The 22,560-nt window shown below is 62.4% G+C and carries 18 protein-coding genes; 7 read left to right on the top strand and 11 right to left on the bottom strand.

The features are described 5' to 3' along the window. Window positions 1–94: 94 nt before the first annotated feature. The 6 genes from E5E97_RS20170 to E5E97_RS20145 form a co-directional block, all read right to left on the bottom strand. The gene (locus E5E97_RS20170; RefSeq protein WP_171280906.1) at window positions 95–532 is read right to left on the bottom strand and encodes a hypothetical protein; all 438 of its coding nucleotides are present in this window, start codon (window positions 530–532) and stop codon (window positions 95–97) included. 180 nt (window positions 533–712) lie between these two features. Next, window positions 713–3,841 carry an efflux RND transporter permease subunit gene (locus E5E97_RS20165; protein WP_171280905.1) on the bottom strand — a complete coding sequence of 1,043 codons (3,129 nt, stop codon included), beginning with the start codon at window positions 3,839–3,841 and terminating at the stop codon, window positions 713–715. A 9-nt stretch (window positions 3,842–3,850) separates the two neighbouring features. After that, window positions 3,851–5,050, bottom strand: coding sequence for an efflux RND transporter periplasmic adaptor subunit (locus E5E97_RS20160; protein ID WP_043166963.1), 1,200 nt, complete (start codon window positions 5,048–5,050; stop codon window positions 3,851–3,853). Between the two features lie 338 nt (window positions 5,051–5,388). Next, a complete protein-coding gene (xthA, locus tag E5E97_RS20155) occupies window positions 5,389–6,195 on the bottom strand; it encodes an exodeoxyribonuclease III (RefSeq protein WP_044800416.1) in 807 nt (268 codons plus the stop codon). 111 nt (window positions 6,196–6,306) lie between these two features. Continuing rightward, complete coding sequence (locus E5E97_RS20150) at window positions 6,307–7,269, bottom strand: ion channel (RefSeq protein ID WP_171280904.1); 963 nt, start codon at window positions 7,267–7,269, stop codon at window positions 6,307–6,309. 54 nt (window positions 7,270–7,323) lie between these two features. After that, a complete protein-coding gene (locus tag E5E97_RS20145) occupies window positions 7,324–8,970 on the bottom strand; it encodes a tetratricopeptide repeat-containing response regulator (protein WP_016351441.1) in 1,647 nt (548 codons plus the stop codon). A gap of 325 nt (window positions 8,971–9,295) precedes the next feature. Between E5E97_RS20145 and E5E97_RS20140 the strand changes: the two genes are divergently transcribed. Further along, complete coding sequence (locus tag E5E97_RS20140; protein WP_171280903.1) at window positions 9,296–10,501, top strand: MFS transporter; 1,206 nt, start codon at window positions 9,296–9,298, stop codon at window positions 10,499–10,501. A gap of 155 nt (window positions 10,502–10,656) precedes the next feature. Here E5E97_RS20140 and E5E97_RS20135 read toward each other — a convergent pair whose 3' ends face one another. Further along, window positions 10,657–11,697 (bottom strand): FAD:protein FMN transferase, encoded by a 1,041-nt coding sequence (locus E5E97_RS20135; RefSeq protein ID WP_171280902.1) that lies wholly within the window; start codon window positions 11,695–11,697, stop codon window positions 10,657–10,659. A 329-nt stretch (window positions 11,698–12,026) separates the two neighbouring features. On the opposite strand from E5E97_RS20135, the gene azu reads away from it, so the two are divergent. Both azu and E5E97_RS20125 read left to right on the top strand, forming a co-directional pair. Next, entirely contained in the window at window positions 12,027–12,467 is a 441-nt protein-coding gene (azu, locus tag E5E97_RS20130) for an azurin (protein ID WP_016351438.1), read from the top strand. A gap of 200 nt (window positions 12,468–12,667) precedes the next feature. Beyond that, the gene (locus tag E5E97_RS20125; RefSeq protein WP_011706750.1) at window positions 12,668–12,871 is read left to right on the top strand and encodes a hypothetical protein; all 204 of its coding nucleotides are present in this window, start codon (window positions 12,668–12,670) and stop codon (window positions 12,869–12,871) included. 16 nt (window positions 12,872–12,887) lie between these two features. Here E5E97_RS20125 and E5E97_RS20120 read toward each other — a convergent pair whose 3' ends face one another. After that, window positions 12,888–13,343, bottom strand: a complete 456-nt coding sequence (locus tag E5E97_RS20120; protein WP_124252374.1) for a PD-(D/E)XK nuclease superfamily protein — start codon at window positions 13,341–13,343, stop codon at window positions 12,888–12,890. A gap of 108 nt (window positions 13,344–13,451) precedes the next feature. After that, on the bottom strand, window positions 13,452–14,012 hold the full coding sequence (locus E5E97_RS20115) for a HutD family protein (protein ID WP_124252373.1): 561 nt from the start codon (window positions 14,010–14,012) through the stop codon (window positions 13,452–13,454). Window positions 14,013–14,294: 282 nt separating this feature from the next. On the opposite strand from E5E97_RS20115, the gene E5E97_RS20110 reads away from it, so the two are divergent. Beyond that, window positions 14,295–15,263: a nucleoside hydrolase gene (locus tag E5E97_RS20110; protein WP_039213403.1), complete on the top strand. Its 969-nt coding sequence runs from the start codon at window positions 14,295–14,297 to the stop codon at window positions 15,261–15,263. A 122-nt stretch (window positions 15,264–15,385) separates the two neighbouring features. Next, window positions 15,386–15,721: a DUF3634 family protein gene (locus E5E97_RS20105; RefSeq protein ID WP_171280901.1), complete on the top strand. Its 336-nt coding sequence runs from the start codon at window positions 15,386–15,388 to the stop codon at window positions 15,719–15,721. A 62-nt stretch (window positions 15,722–15,783) separates the two neighbouring features. Here the strand turns inward: E5E97_RS20105 and E5E97_RS20100 are convergent, their stop codons facing one another. Beyond that, entirely contained in the window at window positions 15,784–16,983 is a 1,200-nt protein-coding gene (locus tag E5E97_RS20100) for a cytochrome c (RefSeq protein WP_171280900.1), read from the bottom strand. Next, window positions 16,980–18,905, bottom strand: a complete 1,926-nt coding sequence (locus E5E97_RS20095; protein WP_171280899.1) for an FAD/NAD(P)-binding protein — start codon at window positions 18,903–18,905, stop codon at window positions 16,980–16,982. The genes E5E97_RS20100 and E5E97_RS20095 overlap by 4 nt, the downstream gene beginning before the upstream one ends. Before the next feature lie 608 nt (window positions 18,906–19,513). Here E5E97_RS20095 and cyoA point away from each other — a divergent pair. Then, complete coding sequence (cyoA, locus tag E5E97_RS20090; protein ID WP_171280898.1) at window positions 19,514–20,584, top strand: cytochrome o ubiquinol oxidase subunit II; 1,071 nt, start codon at window positions 19,514–19,516, stop codon at window positions 20,582–20,584. Then, the gene (gene cyoB, locus E5E97_RS20085; protein ID WP_005302935.1) at window positions 20,584–22,560 is read left to right on the top strand and encodes a cytochrome o ubiquinol oxidase subunit I; all 1,977 of its coding nucleotides are present in this window, start codon (window positions 20,584–20,586) and stop codon (window positions 22,558–22,560) included. The genes cyoA and cyoB overlap by 1 nt, the downstream gene beginning before the upstream one ends.

Here is a 22,560-nt window from a genome sequence, read left to right as displayed (position 1 = left end):
TGCGAGCGGGCCGGGTTGGCCTGGGCGCAGGGTCAGGCAAGGCGGCAGAAAACGGGCAAGCCGAGGCTTGCTGTTGCCGCGAGAGAAGATCTTTCTAGTGGCGCAGCACCGACAACATCAGGTGTCGGCGCGGCCAGGAGGGTGGGTGGGTGCCGCGGGATCGCAGGAAGGGATCCCGCAACCAGTTGTCCAGCCCGTTGCTCGCCGTCCCGAGGGGCAGCAGCAACAGTGGCAGCGCGAGCAGGGTCAGCAGGGCGGCCAGCAGCGGCAGGCCGGGAGTGCCGGTCGAGGTGAGCCCGCCATGCATCTGGCACTCCTGGCTGGCGGCATCTTGCGCTCCCGCATCCGGGCTTGCCCCGTGGCAGGAGAGCCCCTGCATGGCGCTGTCGCTCATGGTCTGATTGCCGTGAGTCATGGCGGCGTTGAGGGCATCCACCCCGTGCCAGCCGATGCAGAGGGTGAGATTGCAGACGAGCATCAGCCCCAGCAACAGCCGGGCAATGCGTTCGATGGGCAATCTCGCTACGAGCATGGGGAAATCCTGACAATGACTGGGGGCACTGTAAACCTTACCTTGAGAGCAAGGTCAAGGTATGTGGGTAACGGGATGCCGGCCGCGTGATCTCGCTCGCGGCTCGGGCCCGGCTGCGAGGTGTTGCCCCCTCTGGCGGATAAAAAAAGCCCCCGCATGGCGGGGGCTGTGACACACGACTTACGACTTGGGTTGCGCCGCCTTGCCGCCGGCGCGTTCCGAGCGCCGCATGATGAGGCGGAAGAACAGCGGGATGAAGAAGATGGCGATGAAGGTCGCCGCCAGCATGCCGCCGATGACCGGCCAGCCGAGGGCATGACGGCTCGCCGCCCCGGCACCGCTGGAGGTGACCAGCGGCACACAGCCGAGGATGAAGGCGAGGGAGGTCATGACGATGGGGCGAAAACGCAGCCGCGCCGCCTCCAGTGCCGACTCGATGAGGCTCATCCCCTCCTCGTGCTTCATCACCGCGAACTCCACGATCAGGATGGCGTTCTTGGCCGCCAGGCCCACCAGGGTCACCAATCCTATCTGGAAGTAGACGTTGTTGGTCAGACCCACCAGCCAGGTGGCAAGCAGGGCGCCAAACAGGGCGAATGGGACGGCGGTGATCACCGCAAACGGCAGGCTCCAGCGTTCGTACTGGGCCGCCAGGATGAGGAAGATCATCACGATGCCGAAGCCGAACGCGGTGCCCGCACTACCGGCGGCAGCTTTTTCCTGATAGGCGGAGCCGGTCCACTCCAGCTTGGCGTCGTTGCCGAGGGACTCGTCGGCCACGGCTTCCAGCGCGGCGATGGCCTGGCCGGAGCTGTAACCCGGTGCTGGCTGCGCCATTATTTTGGCCGCCTGGAAGATGTTGAAGCGCTCCACCAGTTCGGGGCCGGTGGCATCACGCACCGTCACCAGGCTGCTGAGCGGGATCATCTCCCCCTTGTCGGAGCGCACATAGACGTTGCGGATGTCGTTCTTCTTGGCGCGGTAGTCCGCCTCGGACTGCAACTGCACCCGATAGGTGCGGCCGAACTGGTTGAAGTCGTTGACATAGACCTGGCCGAAGGTGGCCTGCATGGTGTCGAACACGGCGTTGATGGGCAGCCCCAGCGCCTTGGCTTTCTCGCGATCCAGATCGAGATAGACCTGGGGCACGTTGGCGCGGTAGGTGCTGGTCACGCTGGCGAACTCGGGGCGCAGCTTGGCCGCCTCGAGGAAGCGCTGCACCTCGGCCGAGAAGGACTGGGCATTGCCGGTGCTGCGGTTTTGCAGGTAGGCCTCCAGTCCGCCGGTGGTGGACATGCCAGTGATGGGGGGCGGGTTGAAGGAGGCGACGAAGCCGTCCGCCAGCCCCATCAGGCTCATGCCCTGGAAGGTCTTGGCCAGGGAGAAGGAGTCCTGCCCGGTACCTTGCCGCTCGCTCCAGTCCTTGAGGGTGATGAAGCTGATGCCGCTGTTGCTGATGATGGCGTTTGAGAGAATGTCAAAGCCCGAGAAGGTGATGACGTCCTTCACGTTGGGGTTGGCCATCGCCATCTGGTCGAAGTCGTTCGCCACCGCCTGGGTGCGGGTGAGGGAGGCCGCATCCGGCAGCATGACTGCGGAGAGCAGGTAGCCCTGATCTTCGTTCGGCACCAGTTCGCCCGGCACCTTCATCAGCAGGCCGTAGATGGAGACCAGGATGAAGGCGATGATGGTGAACGCCACCCCGACCCGGCGGTTGAGGAAGGCCACACCGCGCACGTAACGGCGGGTCAGGCCGTCGAAGGCGTTGTTGAACCAGACGAAGAAGCGGGCCGGCTTGTGGTGGCCCTCTTTCAGCAACACGGCGCAGAGGGCCGGCGACAGGGTCAGCGCCACCAGACCGGAGATGGCCACCGACACCGCCACCGTGATGGCGAATTGCTTGTACATGACCCCGGTCATGCCGCCCATGAAGGCGACCGGCAGGAACACGGCGCACAGCACCAGCACGATGGCGACCACCGGGCCGGAGACCTCCTGCATGGCGAGGATGGCCGCCTCTTTGGGCGAGCACTTCTTCTCCTGCATGATCCGCTCGACGTTCTCCAGCACCACGATGGCGTCATCCACCACGATACCGATGGCGAGCACCATGCCGAACAGGGTCAGCAGGTTGATGGAGAAGCCCAGCACCAGCATGCCGGCGAAGGTCCCGATCAGCGACACCGGCACCGCGATACAGGGGATCAGGGTGGCGCGCAAATTCTGCAGGAACAGGTAGACCACCACGAACACCAGCACGATCGCCTCGAACAGGGTGTGTACGACCTCCTCGATGGAGATCTTCACGAACTCGGTGGTGTCGTAGGGGATCTGGTACTCGATGTCCTGCGGGAAGCGCTCCTTGAGGCGCAGCATGGTGGCGTGCACCTGATCGGCCACCGCCACGGCGTTGGCGCCCGGTTGCAGATAGGTGGCGATGCCGATGGCCGGCTTGCCGTTGGCCTTGGCCAGCAGGTCGTAGTCCTTGCCGCCGAGCTCGACCCTGGCCACGTCCTTGACCCGGATCTTCGAGCCATCCGGCATGGAGCGGATGATGATGTTCTGGAACTCGCGCACATCCTCCAGCCGTCCCTTGGTCTGCACCGTGTAGGTGAAGTCGATGGGGGCCGTGGTGGGCTGGGCGCCGATCTTGCCGGCCGCAAACTGGGTGTTCTGCTCGCGGATGGCGCCGATCACGTCGCTCGGGGTGAGCTCGAGCTGGGCCAGTCGATCCGGCCGCAGCCAGATGCGCATGGCGTAGTCGGTGCCGCCGAACAGGGTGGTGTCACCGACCCCGGGAATCCGCTTGAGCTCGTCGATGATGTTGAGCAGGGCGTAGTTCGACAGGTAGGTGGTGTCGAAGGTGCCGTCAGGCGATTGCAGGGTGACCACCTGCAGGATCGAGGTCGATTTCTTCTTGACCGTCACCCCCTGCTTCTTCACCTCTTCCGGCAGCTGGGCCATGGCGGCCGAGACCCGGTTGTTGACGTTGATGGTGGCCTGATCCGGATCGGTGCCGATCTCGAAGTAGACGTTGAGGTTCATCTGGCCGTTGGAGGCCGAACCAGACTGCATGTAGAGCATCCGCTCCACGCCGTTGATCTGCTGCTCGAGCGGCGCGGCCACCGTCTGGGAGATCACCTCGGGGGTGGCGCCCGGATAGAAGGCGGTCACCGACACCACCGGCGGGGTGATCTGCGGGTACTGCTCGATGGGGAGCGATCGCATCGCCGCCAACCCGCCCAGCACTATGATGATCGAAATCACGCTGGCGAAGATGGGGCGTTCGATGAAGAACTTGGAAAACATACGAACTCCTTACTTGGCCGCGTTCTGGCCGACCATCTTGGTGGTGATCGCCTTCATCTCGGAGGCCGTGACGGGCTTGACCACGGCGCCGGGACGGGCCTTCATCAGCCCCTCGACGATGTAGCGCTCACCGGGCTCGAGGCCGCTGTCGATCAGCACGCCGCTGTCGACCACGGAGCCCAGCTTGACCGGACGGGGCACTACCTTGTTCTCTTTGTCCACCACCATCACCATGCGGTCGGCCTGGGACTGGACGATGGCGCGCGGCGGCACCAGGATGGCATTTTTGCGGGTGCCCAGATCGATGGTCATGCGCACGAACTGGCCTGGCAGCAGCACGCCGTCCTTGTTGTCGAAGATGGCGCGGGCTCGGATGGTGCCGGTTTGCGGGTCGACCCGGCTGTCGGAGAAGTTGAGCTTGCCCGCCTCGGGATAGACGGATCCGTCCGCCAGCCGGATGTGGGTGCGCCAGTTGGTGGCATCCTTGGCCTCAATCAATCCCTTTTTCACCGAGTTCTCGAAGTTGAGGCGATCCTGCTCCGAGTAGGAGAAGTTGACGTAGAGGGGATCGAACTGGGTGATGGTGGTGAGCAGGCCGTTTTCGCCGCTGGTGGAGATGAGGCTGCCCTCGGACTGGGAGCTCTTGCTCGCCATGCCGTTGATGGGGGCGGTGACCTGGGTGTAGCTGAGGTTGAGCTCGGCCTCTTTCACCTTGGCCTGGGCGGCCTGATGGCTGGCGATGGCCGCCTCGTAGTTGGCGATGGTGTCGTCATAGTCCTTGCGGCTCACCACCTGGCGCTTGAACAGCGGGATGATGCGATCACGGTCGGCGCGGGCCTTGTTGAGGCGGGCCTGCTCCTGGGCCAGGGTGCCCTTGGCCTGCTCCAGCGCCACCTTGTAGGGCTCGGGGTCGATCAGGAACAGCGCCTGACCGGCGGTGACCGGCTGCCCCTCGATGTAGGTGCGCTTGAGCAGGATGCCGCTCACCCGGGAACGCACGTCAATTTCGCGAAAGCCGGCGGTCTCGCCCACCATTTCGGTGGTCATCGGCACGTCGGTCAGCTTGACCTCGGCCACCACCACGGGCACCGGCGGCAGTGCCTGGGCTCCGGTGGCCGGTTCATCGCCACAGGCGGTCAGTGCGCTGGCCAGTGCCAGGGCGATACAGCCGCGCTTGAACATCTCTTCCCTGACGTATTGCACCTTCATCATCACACTCCTGTGGGATGGTGCGCGATTGCCGCGCCCAGCCTTTTTCTTCATGAACATGGTTAACTGCATGGTTACAAATTTAACTCATTGGATTACTGACAGTTTTCTAATGATAGAGCACGAATATTGAACCCAGGCTGCTCGACACTGAAAGTTGTCGGTGTCGATCGCGCAGTGGCGGAGGGGGCCGCGACAATTTGTGTCAGTCTGGCAGACCCTGCATCGTGACCTTGCTGGGGAGCTGGAGACCCGGAGGGAATTATAAGAAGGAAAAAGCGGGGGAAGTGGGGGCTTGGTCACAGAGGGGGCTTCAGATGCCCCCTCTGTTGCCGTTATCAGGCGAAGCAGGCCCAGATGGGGGCGTGATCCGAAGGCTTGTCGATGCCGCGCAGCTCATAGTCGATGCCGGTCTCGGTCACGGTGTCCTTGAGGGCGTCGGAGGCCATGATGAGGTCGATACGCAGGCCACGGTTCTCGTCAAAGCCCCTGGAGCGGTAGTCAAACCAGGAGAAGCGCTCGCACTCGGTGGGGTTGGCGGCGCGGAAGGTGTCGGTCAGGCCAAACCCTTTCAGCCGCTCCATCCACTCCCGTTCGATGGGCAGGAAGGAGCATTTGCCATCTCGCAGCCAGCGCTTGCGGTTCGCCTCGCCGATGCCGATGTCGAGATCGGTGGGGGAGATATTCATATCCCCGATCAGCACCAGCTGGTCATCCGGCGTGTGGTTGGTCTCCAGATAGTGCTGCAGATCCTCGTAGAACTTCTGCTTGGCCGGGAACTTGGTCTCGTGATCCTGACTTTCACCCTGCGGGAAGTAGCCGTTCATCACCTTGATGAGGGAGCCGTCTTCGCGCTCGAAGGTGGCCATGATCATCCTGCGCTGGGCCTCTTCATCGTCGGTGGGGAAGCCTTTCTCCACCTTGACCGGCTTCTGCTTGCTCATGATGGCCACCCCGTAGTGGGCCTTCTGGCCGTGAAACTCTACGTGATAGCCCATGGCCTCCACGTCGGCCAGCGGGAAGGCCTCGTCGTGGACCTTGATCTCCTGCAGGCCGATCACATCCGGCTGATGCTTGTCGATGATGGCTTGCAACTGGTGCAGGCGGGCGCGCAGGCCATTGATATTGAAAGAGATGATCTTCATGTCCGGGATGCTCATGTCATTTTTATAAGTGGCTATTGGACTAGGAATCCGCCGTGGATGCAAGTGAAGGCGAGGGGCCACATCCGGGGCGGGCCGCCCGCCGCAGCGGGCTCAGCGGGTCATCTTCTTGACAAACACCACCACAAACAGCGCCAGCGTGAAGCTGCCGGTGAAGGCCTCGAAGGCGGCGAAGAGCCTTGAGAGGCCGATGGGGGTGAAGTCGCCATAGCCCAGGGTGGTGAAGGTCACCACGCTGTAGTAGAGGCATTCGAGCAGGAAGATGGCGTTCTGCTGAAAAGGGGCGCCGGGCCGGTAGATGAGGTGGTTGCCGTTGAAGCTCAGGCCAAAGAAGAAGTAGAAGATGCTGCAGATGAAGATGAGCAGCAGGGAGAAGAGCACCACCCGCATGGGGGCCTCGCCGTAGCCGCAGAACAGATCGACGATCCAGGAGGTGAAGCGCTGGGTCGACCAGAACGGCAGCTGCAGCCGGCGCATGGTGAGCTCCTGCTGGATGTAGCGGCCGGACATGGTGAAGATGCCCTGCGCCTCTGAGGCCTTGCGCAGATCCCGGTAGGTCTCTTCGGCTTCCTTCAGCCAGATACGGGCCTGCACCGGGTCGCGCTCCTTGCGGCCGCGCCGCTCCTGCATCAGCCGCTTGCCGGTATCCAGGTTGTCGAGGCGAGTGTTGTGCCAGCGAATGCCGAGCAGATTGACGTCGTCGAGGGTGGCGCAGTGCAGGTTCGCTTCGCTGAGGTCCGCCTTCATCAGGCTGCCGCCCTTGATGCGAATACCGTAGAGATGAGCCCCCTGCAGATTGGCACGGTAGAGGTTGCACTGCTCCAGCAGGAACCCCTGCGGGGCCCCTTTTTTCACCAGGTTGAGACCCGCCAGATTGGCGCGGGCCAGTTGCAGGCCGTGGCACAGCCCGCCCTGCTGGATGTAGTGCTCCAGCTCGCGGGCGGTGTGGGGATCCTGATGATTGGCATGGGGATCGTGCCAGCGGCACAGATCATGGTCTCCCGCCTCTTCGCTGCAGTGGCGGCCGTCCGCCACCAGATATCGACACATGGCCATCGCCACTCTCCTCCCTTTGCCGAGTCAGTATCAGCATAGGCGAGCGGGCCCTGGTCAGCTGAGCTGGGTAAACTCCTGACGCAGCTTGCGAAAACGATCCTGCTGGGCCGGATTGAGGGGGATGCCGTCCAGCACCTCCAGGGTCTCCTTGCACTCGGCGCCAAACTCCGGGCTCTTGCGGTTTTTCTGCATCAGCTGCAGCAGCACCTGGATCTTGTTGAGGGCGGCGCCGGTATTGGCCGGGGCCCGGCGCAGCGCTTCGCGAAAGTGGCCGAGCGCCTGCTCCAGCTCGCCGCTCTGATAGGCCTTGATGCCCAGTTCGTTGAGCTGCTGGTAGCGCTGGCGACGCTCGAGCACCGTCTTGTCGTCGCGGGTGGCCTGGATGCAGGTGGTGAGCAGCCGATCCTCGTCTTCGGCCAGCAGCGCCTGCAGGCTCTCGGCATATTCGAATTCGCCGAGCTGATAGAGGGCGAGGATGGTCTCGCCCAGCAGGCTGGGGGGCATGGTGGCCGGCTGATCGAGCCAGTTCTGGTTGGCGCGGTAGAGCATCTTCTTGCCCTTGAGCAGCTCGCCGAGGGCGATCTGCACCCGGGCCTGGCAGATCTGCTCGAACACCGGGTAGTTGAACTCCGACATCATCAGCGAATCGCGGATGCGCGACAGGGCCGAGTTGACCTGCTTTTGCAGGTTGGCGATGTGGTAGATGTCGTTGCTGTTGAGGGCGTAGAGGGTCAGCGACTGGATATAGGCCCCCAGGTAGTGGGGGGTGCGATGAATGGAGTTGCGCGACAGGTCGATGAGCGACAGCAGCACGTCCTTGGCCTGGGCGTAGTCGTGGCGCAGCAGGCACACCTCCGCCAGCCGGCGGGAGAGCTGCACCGACTGGGGCGAGATGTCGACCGCCCGCTTGAGTTCCTGCTGGGCCTGTTCGTCGTTGCCAAGCGCGAGCTGGGACTCTGCCAGCCAGAGGTGGGCCTCCACCATCAGCGGGGTGTTCTTGAGGGTGGCCTGCAGGTGGCTCACCGCCTCTTCGTTCAGCCCCAGGGTGTGGCACGCCTTGCCGAGGGTGAGCCGGGCCCAGCTGTTCTCCTGGCCGGCCAGCAGCTGGCGCATCAGGCTACGGGCCTCCTTGGCCTGGCCCAGCTTGAGCTGGGTGTCAGCCTGCAGGCAGCGGCAGAAGTTGGCAAAGCGCGGCACCGCGTCGGCCCGCTCGGCGCAGGCGGCGAGCAGGGTGGGCAAGTCCTCTTTGGCAAGGGCGCTGAACACGCTCTCCAGCGCCTGACGGCGGGCGAGGGCACGTTTGAGGCGAAACGAGAACTGCTCCTGGGAGAAGGGCTTCATCAGGTATTCGTCGGGCTCGGCCTCCAGCGCGCTCAGCACCATGGCGCGGGAGCTGTCGCCGCTCACCATGATCACCACGCTCTGGGGCGGAATGAGCTTCTGATCCCGCAGGCTCTCCAGCAGCTGGCGCCCGTTCTCGCCGACCCCCAGCTCGTAATCGAGCAGGTAGATGTCAAAGGTCTCTTTCTGGCAACGCCGTCTCGCCTCTTCGGCCGAGTTGACATAGGTGATGCGGCTGATGCCGATGTTGATCAGCATCGCCTTCATCATCACCTGAAAGGAGCGCTGTTCGTTGACCAGCAGGATGCGCTTCGGTTTGGGTGGGGCTTTTTTCTCTGGCTCGGATTCCGGTGTCTGCATCTGTCTGGTCAGGGCGCTACGGGCGGATAACAGAAGTGTGCCACCAAAGCGCGCAGACAGGCAATTGAACATGGGGCGCTGCCGCGGTTTTTCCGCCAAGCCCCGCCATTCATGGCTTTTGCCGGACCAAATAGGGGGTTAACTGGGAAAGGGCAGACGGTGGACGCCTGCTTGACCTGAGCGATGAAGCCGCCCATCGATGGCCGCTGAGCTGGTCCCTTCGGGTGGTTTTTTTCCGGGCGGGGATTGTGCGCTCAGGTGTCTTTTGATACCACTGAATGCTTTCCCCTGCGGATCAGCTGCCATTGCGCGACAAGGAGTTCCCATGCGCCTGCCCCCCTTTCCTCCGCTGGTCTGGATCGTGATCCTGGGTACCTTCATGGTGCGCACCAGTTTTTTCATGGTCTGGCCCTTTCTCTCGATCCTGCTCTACCGGGAGTATGACCTGTCGGCGTCCGGCATCGGGATGCTGCTGGGCGGCGCGGCCGTGCTCTCCTGCCTCATCGGCTTCTACGTCGGCTGGCTCTCCGACCGGCTCGGCCGGCGCACCATACTGCTGCTCGGCTGCGCCCTGTCGTGCGGCGCCTACCTGCTGCTCGGGTTTGGCCACTCCCTCTGGCTCATCGCCCTCGGGGTGTTTGGCTCGGGTCTCTCCTACGCCTTCATCGACACGCCGGGCAAGGCGCTGATGGGGGATCTACTGCCCGAAAAGGCGCAGCGGGAGCTGGCTCAGCACCTGCGCTACTTCCTGCTCAACGTGGGGGCGGGGGTGGGGCCCCTCATCGGCGTCATGGTGGGGCTGGGGGCGCGCCAGGAGACCTTCGTGGTGACGGCCGCCAGCTATGGCCTGCTCGGCATCGCCTTCCTGCTCGGTTTTCGCCGCGAGTGCGCTGGCCGGCCGGATGCGGGCCTCACCCTGGGGGCCATGCTGAGGGTGGTGGGGCGGGATCGGGCCTTCATGCTGTTTATCCTCGCCAACCTGCTGATGATGCTGGTCTACGCCCAGGTGGAGTCGCCGCTGATCCAGTACCTGACCCGCGCCGGCGCCCCCGAGGTGGAGACCCTGGTGGCCCTGCTGGTAGCCACCAATGCGCTGACCATCATCACCCTGCAGTTTCCGCTGCTGCACCTGACCCGGCGCTGGCGGGTGAGCCTGCGGCTGCAGTTCTCCATCCTGCTGATGGCGTCCGCCCAGGTGCTGTTCGCCCTGTCGAGCCCGGCCCTGCTGTGGCCCTGGCTGGTGGCGGTGTTCTTGCTGAGCGTGGGGGAGGCGGTGCTGTTCCCGCTCTTCAACGTGCTAATCGACGAGATGGCGCCGGCCCACCTCAAGGGGAGCTACTTCGGGGCCAGCGCCCTGGCCGGGCTTGGCTGGGCACTCTCGCCCCTGGTGGGGGGCTGGCTGTTGCAGGTGTGGGGCGGCCCGGCCCTGTTCGCCGTGATGACCGCAATTTGCGTGCTGGTGTTTCTCCTCTACGGGGCGGGCAACCGGGTGGCGCGCCCGTCCGCCGACTCGGCCGGCTGTGGGGAGTAGCATGAAAGCATCCGGTCGGTGGTCACTGGCCTGATACCAAGCCACCGGTGGCCCCGGCGCCTCGGCGCACTCCCATCGACTAGTGCCGACGTGAAGACAAGGAGGCCCCGCAGTGCGGGGCCTCTTTTTATGACGGCTGGGTTATGGCAGCGGATTTACGGTTGTTTGGCCACCAGGTAGGGGGCGAACTGGGGGGTATGGCTGGCGGCGAAGCCCTGCTCGGTCTTGACGATGAGATAGACCGCAAGACCGTGCGCCTTGGCAAAGGCCATCGCCTGCTCCGGCCCCATCACCATGAGGGCGGTGTCGAGGGCGTCGGCCTCGAGCGCGGTCGGGGTGATGACGCTGGCGGAGACCAGCTTGTGGGTGATGGGCTGGCCGGTGGCGGGGTCGATGATGTGGGAGTAGCGCTTGCCGTCGAGCTCGTAGTAGTTGCGATAGCTGCCGGCGGTGCTGAGGGCCATGCCGTTGGGGATCACCACGTCCGAGAAGGCGCCGGGCTGGTCGGACGGCTCGACGATGGCCACCCGCCAGGGCTTGCCCTTGGCGTTGTTGCCCTTGCTGCGCACGGCGCCGGCCACCTCGATGAGGTAGTTGTGCACCCCTTTTTGCTCCAGCAGGCCGGCAATCTCGTCAGAGGCAGCCCCTTCGCCCAGGGTGGAGAGATCGAGGTAGAGGTCGGGGATGCGCTTGCCGAGCAGGAAGTGATCCCCCTCGGGCACCAATGTCAGCCGGTCGATGCCCACCTTGTGGCGGGCGCTGGCGATCTGCTCGGCGCTGGGCCGTTTGACGGGCCGCTTGTCCGGCCCGAATCCCCACAGGTTGACCAGCGGGCCCACGGTGACGTCGAGCTTGCCTGCGGTGAGATGGCCGGCGTCGATGCCCTGCTGCACGATGTTGGCCATGGTGGCGGGAATGGCCATGGGAGGCTGGCCGCTGCCCTGATTGAAGCGGGAGATGAGGGAGTTGGGGTCGTAGGTGGAGATCTCGTGATTCATCCGCACCAGCAGGGCATCGACCTCTTGCCGCAGCGCCGGCTCGCCGCCCGGGAAGGGGTCGCTCAGGGTCACCGCGTAAAAGGTGCCCATGGTCTTGCCCTGAATGCGGGTCTGGGTCGGGGCCGGCTGACAGGCGGTCAGCATCAGCAGCAGGGTCAACAACAGGCCACGGTGGGCCGGGCGAGCAAGAAGCGACATGACGGATCTCTTTGGCTGAAACGGATGGCACGGGACGCAAGCGTGCCGGGGGCGCCAGCTTAGCCAAGGGGGCGACGGCGGGCGAGTCGTGGCTGGACAAAAATGCGGGGGATAATTAAACAAAGAGTGGTTAGTGGGTGGCGCGGCCGGTTCGTCCAGACAAAAAAGGGGGGCAATCTGGTGACCTGACCCGCAGCTTTGCGCTAAAGACATAGCCGAATGACGACAGTTGAGTAGAATAAGGTCGATTTTGACAGCATGTTTGCCAGCCATGGTGCGAGCCCGCAGGCAATTGTGTTGCCATCTATTGCCAATCAAAGGAGAGGATGATGAAAAAGGCGATTACCCTGCTGTTTCTGAGCACCCTGGCGGCCCCGGCTCTGGCCGATGAGTGCGCGTTGGTCATCGAAGGCAATGATGCCATGCAGTACAACCTCAAGGAGATGAGCGTCCCGGCCACCTGCAAAGAGGTCACCGTGACCCTGAACCATACCGGCAAGATGCCGGTGACCGCCATGGGCCACAACTGGGCGCTGGCCAACACCGCCGACTATCAGGCCGTGGCCACCGCGGGCATGAGCGCCGGTGCCGACAACAACTACCTGCCCAAGGATGACCCGCGCGTGCTGGCCCACACCAAACTGGTGGGCGGCGGCGAGAGCACCAGCGTCACCTTCAAGACCGACGGCCTGGCCGGCAAAGATCTCACCTTCTTCTGCTCCTTCCCCGGCCACTTCGCCATGATGAAGGGCACCTTCAAGGTCGGCTAAGCACTGCTTGTCGACCCAGAAGCCGGGCACTGCCCGGCTTTTTTGTGCCCGCTTGTGGCGATTGCGGCATCGGTTGGATGCCTGTGATGGTGCTATCGCACGCCGTTTTATGATCCGGCTCCAGGTGAGCGGGGGAGTGAGAGGGTAAGATGGGCGCCTTTCGGGCCTGCTGGGCCCGCTCGAGAGGAAGCAAGGTCGTCATGAAAGCCATGAAATGGGTGATCAGCGGTTGCCTGCTGCTGGTATGCGCCATCGCGCTGGCAGCTGAGCCGCCGGTCAAGAAGAGCAGAAACGGTATCTGCCATCCCCAGGGCGGCACCTATTACAGCCGCACCAAGCACTACACCCCCTACGACTCCATGCAGGCCTGCCTCGACAGCGGCGGACGGGCACCCAAACGCTGATTACTACACCGAGATATCAAATCCAAAGTGTGAAATCGGCCAAGTCAAAACATCGGATGTTTTTAGTTGTGCATTTGGCTGACTCAGTCTTTAACCATTCAAAGGCTGCTTTTTTATGTCCTTGTCCTTCTATCAAAATAATGACATTAGGTTCAGGCGCCTTATAGGCACTTTGTAGGAAGAAAGGGAACTTACGGTCAACAGAGCCAGATACCTGTTGTTGGTGGGGCTCAATTCGAGTGAGGCCATATAGAGGATGGTTAATTACAAAAGCGCTAATGGCTTTAAGACCGTATAAATCTTCATAAGGAACACGGCATTTGAATGTTTTTGGCGCAGACATTTTACTGTCTTCAACATACTGAAATTCAATAAGAATTTCTCTTATTTTGGTCTGTAGTTGTTGATTGCTTTTTTCTTCTTCCGAGGTCAGTTCTGGTGGCGCCTCGAATCCTTCAAGAGTGTATTGCATAGGGCCTCTCATTACATGAAAGCAATGAGACCCATACTACCCTCCAATATTGATGATATTCAATATTGGAGGGTGTTTTTTGAGCATGGCTAATATAGGAAAGTTTCTTCAAATAATGGGCTGCAGGGTAAAGAAGGCGATGGCGCTCTTCTTCTGGCAGTCGAAGTGGATGCTCTGCTCGCCGCTGATCAGCAGGGTCTCGTTGACCGCCATGGGGTGGCCCGCCGCCGCGAGCTGGCCGCTCAACAGGTAACAGAGATAGGTCTTGTCCGCTTCCAGGGTGAGGGTGAGTGGGAAGGGCAGATTGAGCACCCGCACGTTGGCGCTGAGGCGGGCCGGATCATAGATGAGCCCCAGATCCGTCACCTCTTTTTTCAGCAGTTCGCAGTGGGTGTCGTCATCCCCGCTGAAGTGGGCCGCCTCGAAGGTGGCGTAGGGGTGGCCGTTGAGCACGAAGCCGGCCCCGCTGATGGGCAGCAGGATGCGCTGATAGCCGGGAAATTTCGAGAAGGGGCCAGCGCCTTTGATGGGCGCCGAGCTCAGCCGGTAGGCAAAATCGAGCCTGTCGAGGCTGGTGCCGGCAGGGGAGATGAGGATCTGGGCTGTGGTGCCCTGCTTGTTCTTCCAGGGCATCTTCAACTGGTCGGACTCTTTTATCAGGGTGATCAATGGCGCCTCGGCAGGTGGTGAGCGGGGTGAATCGTGTGGCCAGTGATACCACCCTGCCCGCCGCTCCACAAGGCTGCGGCACTCACCGGCCATCCGCTTGCCCACTATTTCGCCGGCGCCACCCACTTCGCCACTACTTGTCCCCTGCCGCGTCGTCATCCCTGTATGAAATGCCGCCACTTGGGCAAGGCGGGCAAGGGCAAAGCCTCAGGCTGTGATCCCGGCGCTGTTAAAGCGGCGGCGGCTCGCTACACTGGCTGCTCTGTTGCCCAAGGAGGCCCCATGACTCACAAGATCATTCTGGATACCGATCCTGGTATCGATGACGCCATGGCAATTCTGTTTGCCGAAGCCCACCCCGCCATCGAGCTGCTCGCCATCACCACCGTATTTGGCAATGCCACCATCGAGAACGGCACCCGCAACGCCCTCTGGCTCAAGCAGCAATACGGCATGAAGGCGGACGTTGCACAGGGGGCTGCCGCCCCGCTGCGGCGCGAACCGGTGGGCCCGACCACCGTGGTGCACGGGCCGAGCGGGTTTGGTGACGTGACGGCGGGGGAGGTGACCCTGGCGCCGGATCCCCGGCCGGCCTGGCAGTATATCGTCGAGGCGGTGAAGGCCGCTCCCGGCGAGATCACCCTGGTCACCATAGGCCCGCTCACCAACCTGGCGCTGGCGCTGCAAGAGGCCCCCGAGATCACCGGTCTGGTGAAGCAGGTGGTGGTGATGGGGGGCGCCTTTGGCGTCAACGGTCATCGCGGCAACGTGACTCCCTATGCCGAGGCCAACATCCACGACGATCCGGATGCTGCCGATCGGGTGTTCACCGCCGACTGGCCGGTGGTGATCATCGGGCTGGATGTGACCCAGCAGAGTTTCTTCAGCAGCGCCTATCTGGATGCGCTGCGCGACGACGCGGGGGAGCCGGGGCGCTTCCTGTGGGATGTCAGCCGCTTCTATCTGCGCTTCTACTCGGAGCGGATCGGGCTCGACGGCTGCCACGTGCACGATCCGTCCGCCATCGCCTACGTGATCGATCCGACCCTGTTCACCCTGCGCGAGGGGCCGGTGCGGGTCATCAACGAGGGGCCTGCCATCGGTCACACCCTGCAGAAATTTGACGGCATGTCTCACCCCCACGACGGCTGGGCCGATTACCGCGCCCAGCAGGTCGGGGTGGCGGTGCGGGATCAGGCGCTGCTGGCGCTCTATCGGGAGACGCTGGTGGCCTGGGGCCGCAGCCGCTAGGGGCGCTTGGCGAGCAGGGGGGCCTGCGGCCGGGCTTGAGGCGCGGCTGTGATCCGTGCCAAACAATCGGGGGCCAGTTGCGGCTTATACTGTCCGCAACCGTGTGAAGAAGGAGAAACAGGATGGCCTGGTTGTCGTTGCTGGTGGCGATCGCCCTCATCTGGTGGTTGATGAAGCTGGGGCGTGGCGCCCTGTTCGAGATCCGGCTTGCGCCAGGCAAGGTGCAGGTCAAGCGGGGCAAGGTGTCGCCGGCGTTCATCGAGCAGGCCAGGCAGATCCTGCGCCACGAGACGGTGCGCGGGCGCATCCTGGGTCAGCGCGATGGCGACGGGGTCAAGCTGGTCTTCTCCCGCTCCATTCCCGAGCCGGTGGCCCAGCGCTTTCGCAATATCTTCCCCTATGGTGATTACCGGTTGGGGACGGTGCCGCTCTCCGGCTCCAAGCCGCGCAAGGGGTGAGTCGTCACTCACATAGCAAACGGGCCTCCAGTGGAGGCCCGTTTCGTTATGGTCGGCGCGAGTTATTGGTGCAGGGCGCGCTGGGCCTTGACCGCCTCCGGCTTGATGGCCACCCCTTCATTGCCCCAGGAGGCGCGCAGGGTGTTGACCAGCTCGGCGATCTGCTGATCGTTGAGGGTCCAGCCATAACCCGGCATGTGGTAGCCGATGTTGCCCTGGGTGACCGGGGTCTCGGCGCCGTGCAGCAGCACGTTGAGCAGGCTGCTCGGGTCCTCGGCCAGCACGGTCTGGTTGCCCACCAGCGAGGGGATCACGTGGTCATTGCCCTTGCCATTGACTCCGTGGCAGGTGGAGCAGTACATGGCGTAGTCCGCCTTGCCGCCGGCGCTGGCGTAGGCCCGGTTGCCCTTGCTGGCCGCCGCGTCGTCGCCGAGTTCGGTCAGGTAGGTGGCGATGCTGGCCAGGTCGGCGTCACTGAAGTACTGGCTGCTGTGCGTGATCACTTCCGCCATGGGGCCGCTGACGGCCTGATGCTGGCTGCGGCCGGTTTTCAGCAGGTCGATCAGCGCCTGCTTGTCGTAGCGGGTGCCGCGAATGTTGGGGGCATACCAGCCATCCAGGGTGGCGCCGCTCAGATAGAGGGGATCTGCCTCGGTCAGGGCCTTTTCCTGCATGCCGAGCCCGCGCGGGGTGTGGCAGCTGCCGCAGTGGCCCGCCCCCTGCACCAGATAGGCGCCGCGATTCCACTCCTCGCTCTTGCCGGCCACCGGGGTAAAGCGACTGTCATCGTGATAGACCCAGTTCCAGCCGTTGAGCGGCCAGCGCATGTTGAGCGGCCAGGGGATGTCGCTCTCCTTGTTGGCAACAGCCTGCGGCTGCACATCCTGCATCAGGTAGTGGTAGAGGGCGGTGAGATCCTCGTCGCTCATCTTGGCGTAGGCGGTGTAGGGCATGGCTGGGTAGAGGGGATCGCCGCTGCGGGTGATCCCTTCACGCATCACTTTGATGAACTCGGGCAGGCTGTAGTTGCCGATGCCGTGGGTCTTGTCGGGGGTGATGTTGGTGGCAAACACGGTACCGATGGGGGTGGGGAAGCCCTTGCCGCCGGCCAGTGGCTTGCTCGCCTCGCTGGTATGGCAGGCGGCGCAGTCACCCAGCTTGGCCACGTATTCGCCGGCCGACATGGCAGGTGCGGCCTGCAGGGTGAAGGCGGGCAGGGCCAGCAGCACGGCGCTGGCTGTCAGGGTCAGGGAACGGATCATTTGGCACCTCCCTTGTGCATGGCAACCAGCTCGTTGACGGCGCGCCAGGCCTGATCGATGGCGGAGTGGGCGTAGGGGCTCCAGTCCGAGTCGGAGTTGGCGATGGTGATGTTGCCGACCGGCTGGCGGCCCAGCTCGATCCACTTGTCGCATTGCTCCTCGTCATCGAACAGGGTGTTGGTGATGTAGGAGTAGCCGTGGGACCAGCGGTTGACCGTGATGGCGAGGATATCCTGCTCATGGTTGAAACCGGCGCCGCCCAGCATCCCCTGCAACTGTTCGCGGATCACCTGCTCGTGCTGCTCGAACGGCATGCCGAGGATCATGGCGCGCCCCTTGCGGGACTGCTCGCGGGCCGAGAGGCCGCTGCCCGGCAAGGTCGGCACGTAGACCATGTGCAGGCACATGGGCTGATCCGGGTTCTTGGGATGCTCGTAGCCGCCGAGGTTGACCGGGTAGTCGAGCTTGACCCGGCTGTAGGGGGCGGCGGGGGAGTAGACCTCGTGCACCCCCAGCTTGACGAAGGATTGCCAGTTCTTGATCACCACCTTGGTGTAGACCAGCGGCGCCTTGACGTTCTGGCGCAGCGCCTCCTTCTGGGGCTCCGCCATCTCGGGCACCATGTAGGGGATCATCATGTTGTAGCCGGCCATGATGGACTGCTTGGCCCGCACCCGGTGCAGTTTCCCCTCCTTGATGTAGGTGACATCCACTCCCTGTTTGCCGTCTTTGAGCGGCACGTTTTTGGCCTGCAGTGCCGTGCTGCCAAGGCGCAGCTGCACCTTGTGCTCGGGCAGGTCGAGCTTGCTGTAGTCAAACTTGGCCAGCACCACGTCCTGCATGGTGTGGCCGGGGGCCACCTGCGGGATGAGCTTGCGCACCATCAAGCGGGTCAGGCCGGCGTTGCCGTCCGGGAAGTGGAAGATGTAGGGATCGTCCAACTCCGCCTGCTCCTCGGCATCGAGCGGGGTCAGGTTCATGCCACCGAAACCGGGCAGGGCGCACAGACGTGCATCGGCGCAGGCGGTGGCGTCGATGCCGACCGCCTGGAAGTCGTTGGTGCGTTGCTGGAAGTAGGTGATGGCCCGCTCGCTCAGGCCCACCTTGTCGCGCAGGAAGGTGGTGTAGCTGTTGCGGGTCATCCAGAGGTCTTTTTCCGCCTGGGTCATGCCGCTCAGGTAGTCGGTCTTCTCCTCATGCAGTGCCAGCAGGGCGGCCTTGTCGCTCTCATCGAGCGGGAAGTCGCCGATAAACTCTGCCAGCGGTCGGCCGTTCAGGCGATCGCGCGGGATGTCGTCGGCCACGTTGTGGCCCGGGTCGCCGCTCACCACCTTGTTGACGCCAAAGTGCTTCTCGTCGAAGTAGACGCCGCGGCTCAGGCCCAGATCCGGGTAGAAGGTCTGCTGGAAGCCTTTGGCCAGCTCGTCGATGTTGACCTCGAGCGCCTTGAGCAGCCCCAGCGCCACCGGGCTGTAGACGGAGCGCGGTGATTGCAGGGATTCGCTGCCGCCGTAACCCAGCCGCAGGCCATCGGGGGTGGTGAACTCGTTGCGCTTGGCGTGGCCGCCGAAGTCGTCGTGGTTGTCGAGCAGCAGGATCTTTTTGTCCGCGCCGAGCAGTTGCTGATAGAAACAGGCGGCCGCCAGACCGCTGATGCCGGCGCCGACGATCACCAGATCGTATTCGCCCTCGAGGGGAATGTTGGCGAAGTCATACTGTTTGCCGTCGCGGGCGATGCTGTGGGCCGGTTCGAAGGAGCCCGGGTGGTTGCCGCGCAGCCCGGTGAGGGCGGGCGGGTAGACCAGCGTTTTTTCAGCCAGCACAGTGCCGCCCTCGGCCGCTTGCAGCAGCTTGATGGGGGCAACTCCGGCTGCAATGGTGATGGCGACGCCGTTGAGAAAGTCTCTGCGTGTGATGCTCATGGCAATCCCTGTGTATGAAGAGTCGAGTGAGAAATGGGATAAGGTTGAATTCGTGACTGGCGAGTAACGAAGGGGCGCAACCTACCGCCATATCCGGATGGAGTCCATGGGTTTGATAATAACTTATTAAACAAAATGATGGACCCTGTGATCGGCGAGACCTCATGAGATGCATGCGGCGTGCATGTTTGCGGGTAAAGCCGCACCAACCTCATGGAATTAATTGAAATTTAATTTGATTAATTATGGTTAATTTCGAGTCCCTTTGTTGTTCGGCCCTGAGCGACCAAATGTGCACGGATTTCAGCCCGGAATTTCGCCAGCTAGCCACAAAGGGGTGTCATTTGTCCTTGTTAAGTAAAAGGTTAAATCGCGGAGTGTCTGTTTAATAAACAGATGCAGGGTGAAATGGCACCAGCTGGCGATGAAAGGGGGTCGAGGTGGTTTTGATAATTTTCATGACGTCAAGGCATTAACATGCAACACACAGAAATCGCAATCCACACACAAGTGAAAGATTAATTTTTCATGTTGTTCACATCCCCCCGGGTGAAATAGAATGCTGCGTTTTTCTTACAACTTTAGCCCTGCGAAGATGAGGACATTGCATGAGACCTTTTGATGTAAAGAGGGGCTTGGGCGCTTTGCTGTTGCTCGCGACTGCCGGCTTGCTGAGCGGCTGCGACATGGCTCTGATGAGCCCCAAGGGACAAGTTGGTCTGGAGCAGAAGTCACTGATACTGACCGCACTCGGCTTGATGCTGATTGTGGTGGTGCCGGTGATTGTGATGGCGGTGGCGTTCGCTTACAAATACCGAGCGTCCAACACCAAGGCCACCTATGCACCGGACTGGGCCCACTCCAACAAGATTGAAGCGGTCGTCTGGACCGTACCCGTCATCATTATCGCCATCCTGGCGGTGATCACCTGGAAAACCTCCCATTCTCTGGATCCCTACAAACCGTTGGAATCCGAGGTGAAACCGATCCAGGTCGATGTCATCTCCCTTGACTGGAAATGGTTGTTTGTCTATCCGGAACTGGGCATCGCCTCGGTCAACGAGCTGGCATTCCCGGTCAACACCCCGGTCAATTTCCGGGTGACGTCCGACACCGTGATGAACTCCTTCTTCATTCCCCAGCTGGGCGGCCAGATCTACGCCATGGCGGGCATGCAGACCAAGCTGCACCTGATCGCCAACGAGGCAGGCCAGTACAAGGGCATCTCGGGTGGCTACAGCGGTGCCGGTTTCTCCGGCATGAAGTTCAACGCCATCGCCACGCAGGATCAGGCCGGTTTCGACGCCTGGGTCGCCAAGGTGAAAGCCTCTTCCAAGGCGCTCAACACCATGGATGAGTTCAATACCCTGGCCAAGAAGAGCGAAAACCACCCGGTGGAGTACTTCGCCAGCGCCGATCCCAAGCTGTTCGTCAACATCATCAACAAGTTCATGGGCGACATGAAGCACGGCGAACACGCCGCCATGCAGCACGGCGAAGCGCAGGCCGCGATGCCGCATGATGCCTCCATGAGCCACGAAGGCATGGAGCATGACGCCTCCATGAGCCATGAAGGCATGGAGCACGGCAACGCCATGCACCATGAGGCCCAGGGCGAGCAGATGGACCACGCCGGTCACATGCCGGCCGACAAGACAGTGAAAGCGGGTACTAACTGATGTTTGGAAAATTAACACTCGATGCCATTCCGTACCATGAACCCATCATCATGGTCACGATCGCCGGCATCATTCTGGGTGGGCTGGGTATCGCCGGTCTCATCACCTATTTCGGCAAGTGGCAATATCTGTGGAAAGAGTGGCTGACCTCGGTCGACCACAAACGCCTCGGTATCATGTATCTCATCCTCGGCATGGTCATGCTGCTGCGCGGCTTTGCCGATGCTGTGATGATGCGTACCCAGCAGGTCATGGCCTCGGCCGGGGGCGAGGGCATACTGCCACCGCACCACTACGACCAGATCTTCACCGCCCACGGCGTCATCATGATCTTCTTCGTGGCCATGCCGCTGGTGATCGGTCTGATGAACATCGTGGTGCCGCTGCAGATCGGTGCCCGTGACGTCGCCTTCCCCTTCCTGAACAACCTGAGCTTCTGGTTCACCGCCGCGGCCGTGGTGCTGATCAACGTCTCCCTCGGGGTCGGTGAATTCGCCCAGACCGGCTGGCTGGCCTATCCGCCCTTGTCGGGGCTGGAGTTCAGTCCGGGGGTCGGGGTCGACTACTGGATCTGGAGTCTGCAGATCTCGGGTCTGGGGACCCTGCTGACCGGCGTGAACTTCTTCGCCACCATCATCAAGATGCGCGCCCCTGGCATGACCATGATGCGCCTGCCGGTGTTCACCTGGACCGCCCTGTGCGCCAACGTGCTGATCATCGCCTCCTTCCCGATCCTGACCGTCACCATCGCCCTGCTGACCGCAGACCGCTACCTGGGTACCCATTTCTTTACCAATGACATGGGTGGCAACATGATGATGTATATCAACCTGATCTGGGCCTGGGGTCACCCCGAGGTGTACATCCTGGTACTGCCGGTGTTCGGGATCTTCTCCGAAGTGGTGGCGACCTTCTGCAAGAAGAAGCTGTTCGGTTACACCTCGCTGGTGTGGGCGACCATCGCCATTACCGTGCTCTCCTTCATCGTCTGGCTGCACCACTTCTTCACCATGGGCTCCGGCGCCAACGTGAATGCCTTCTTCGGCATCACCACCATGATCATCTCCATCCCGACCGGGGTGAAGATCTTCAACTGGCTGTTCACCATGTACCGCGGTCGCATCGAGTTCACCTCACCCATGCTGTGGACCGTCGGCTTCATCATCACCTTCACCGTGGGTGGCATGACCGGGGTACTGCTCTCCGTGCCGGCCGCCAACTTCGTGTTGCACAACAGCCTGTTCCTGATCGCCCACTTCCACAACGTCATCATCGGCGGCGTGGTGTTCGGTTGCTTCGCCGGTATCACCTACTGGTTCCCGAAAGCGTTCGGCTTCAAGCTGGATGACGTCTGGGGCAAGCGTGCCTTCTGGTGCTGGATCACCGGCTTCTTCGTGGCCTTCATGCCGCTCTACGTGCTGGGCTTCATGGGCATGACCCGTCGTGTCAGCCAGAACATCGATCCCGAGTTCCACGGCTGGCTGGTGGTGGCTGCCTGCGGCGCCGGTCTGATTGCGCTGGGTGTACTGTGCCAGGTGATCCAGATCGTGGTCAGCATCCGCGACCGCGAGAAGAACCGCGACCTGACCGGCGATCCCTGGGGTGGCCGTACCCTGGAGTGGTCCACTTCCTCGCCGCCCCCCTTCTACAACTTCGCCATCGAGCCGAAGATCAAAGGGCTGGATGCGTTCTGGGAAGCCAAGCAGGACGGTTCTGCCTATCAGCAGCCCAAGCACTATGACCCGATCCACATGCCGAAAAACTCCGGTGCCGGCGTCATCATCGCCGCCTTCAGCACCCTGTTCGGCTTTGCCATGATCTGGCACATCTGGTGGATGGCCATCGCCGGCTTCGTCGGCATGATCGCCACCTGGATCATCCACAGCTTCAATGACGACGTGGACTACTACGTGCAGGTTGACGAGATCGAGCGGATCGAGCGTCAGCATTTTGAAAATCTCAACAAGGTGGCTTAA

Source organism: Aeromonas sp. 2692-1, assembly GCF_013085505.1.
Classification (GTDB): domain Bacteria; phylum Pseudomonadota; class Gammaproteobacteria; order Enterobacterales; family Aeromonadaceae; genus Aeromonas; species Aeromonas hydrophila.
The sequence above is the reverse complement of the archived record's forward strand: the minus strand, read 5'-3'. Positions and strand labels throughout refer to the sequence as shown.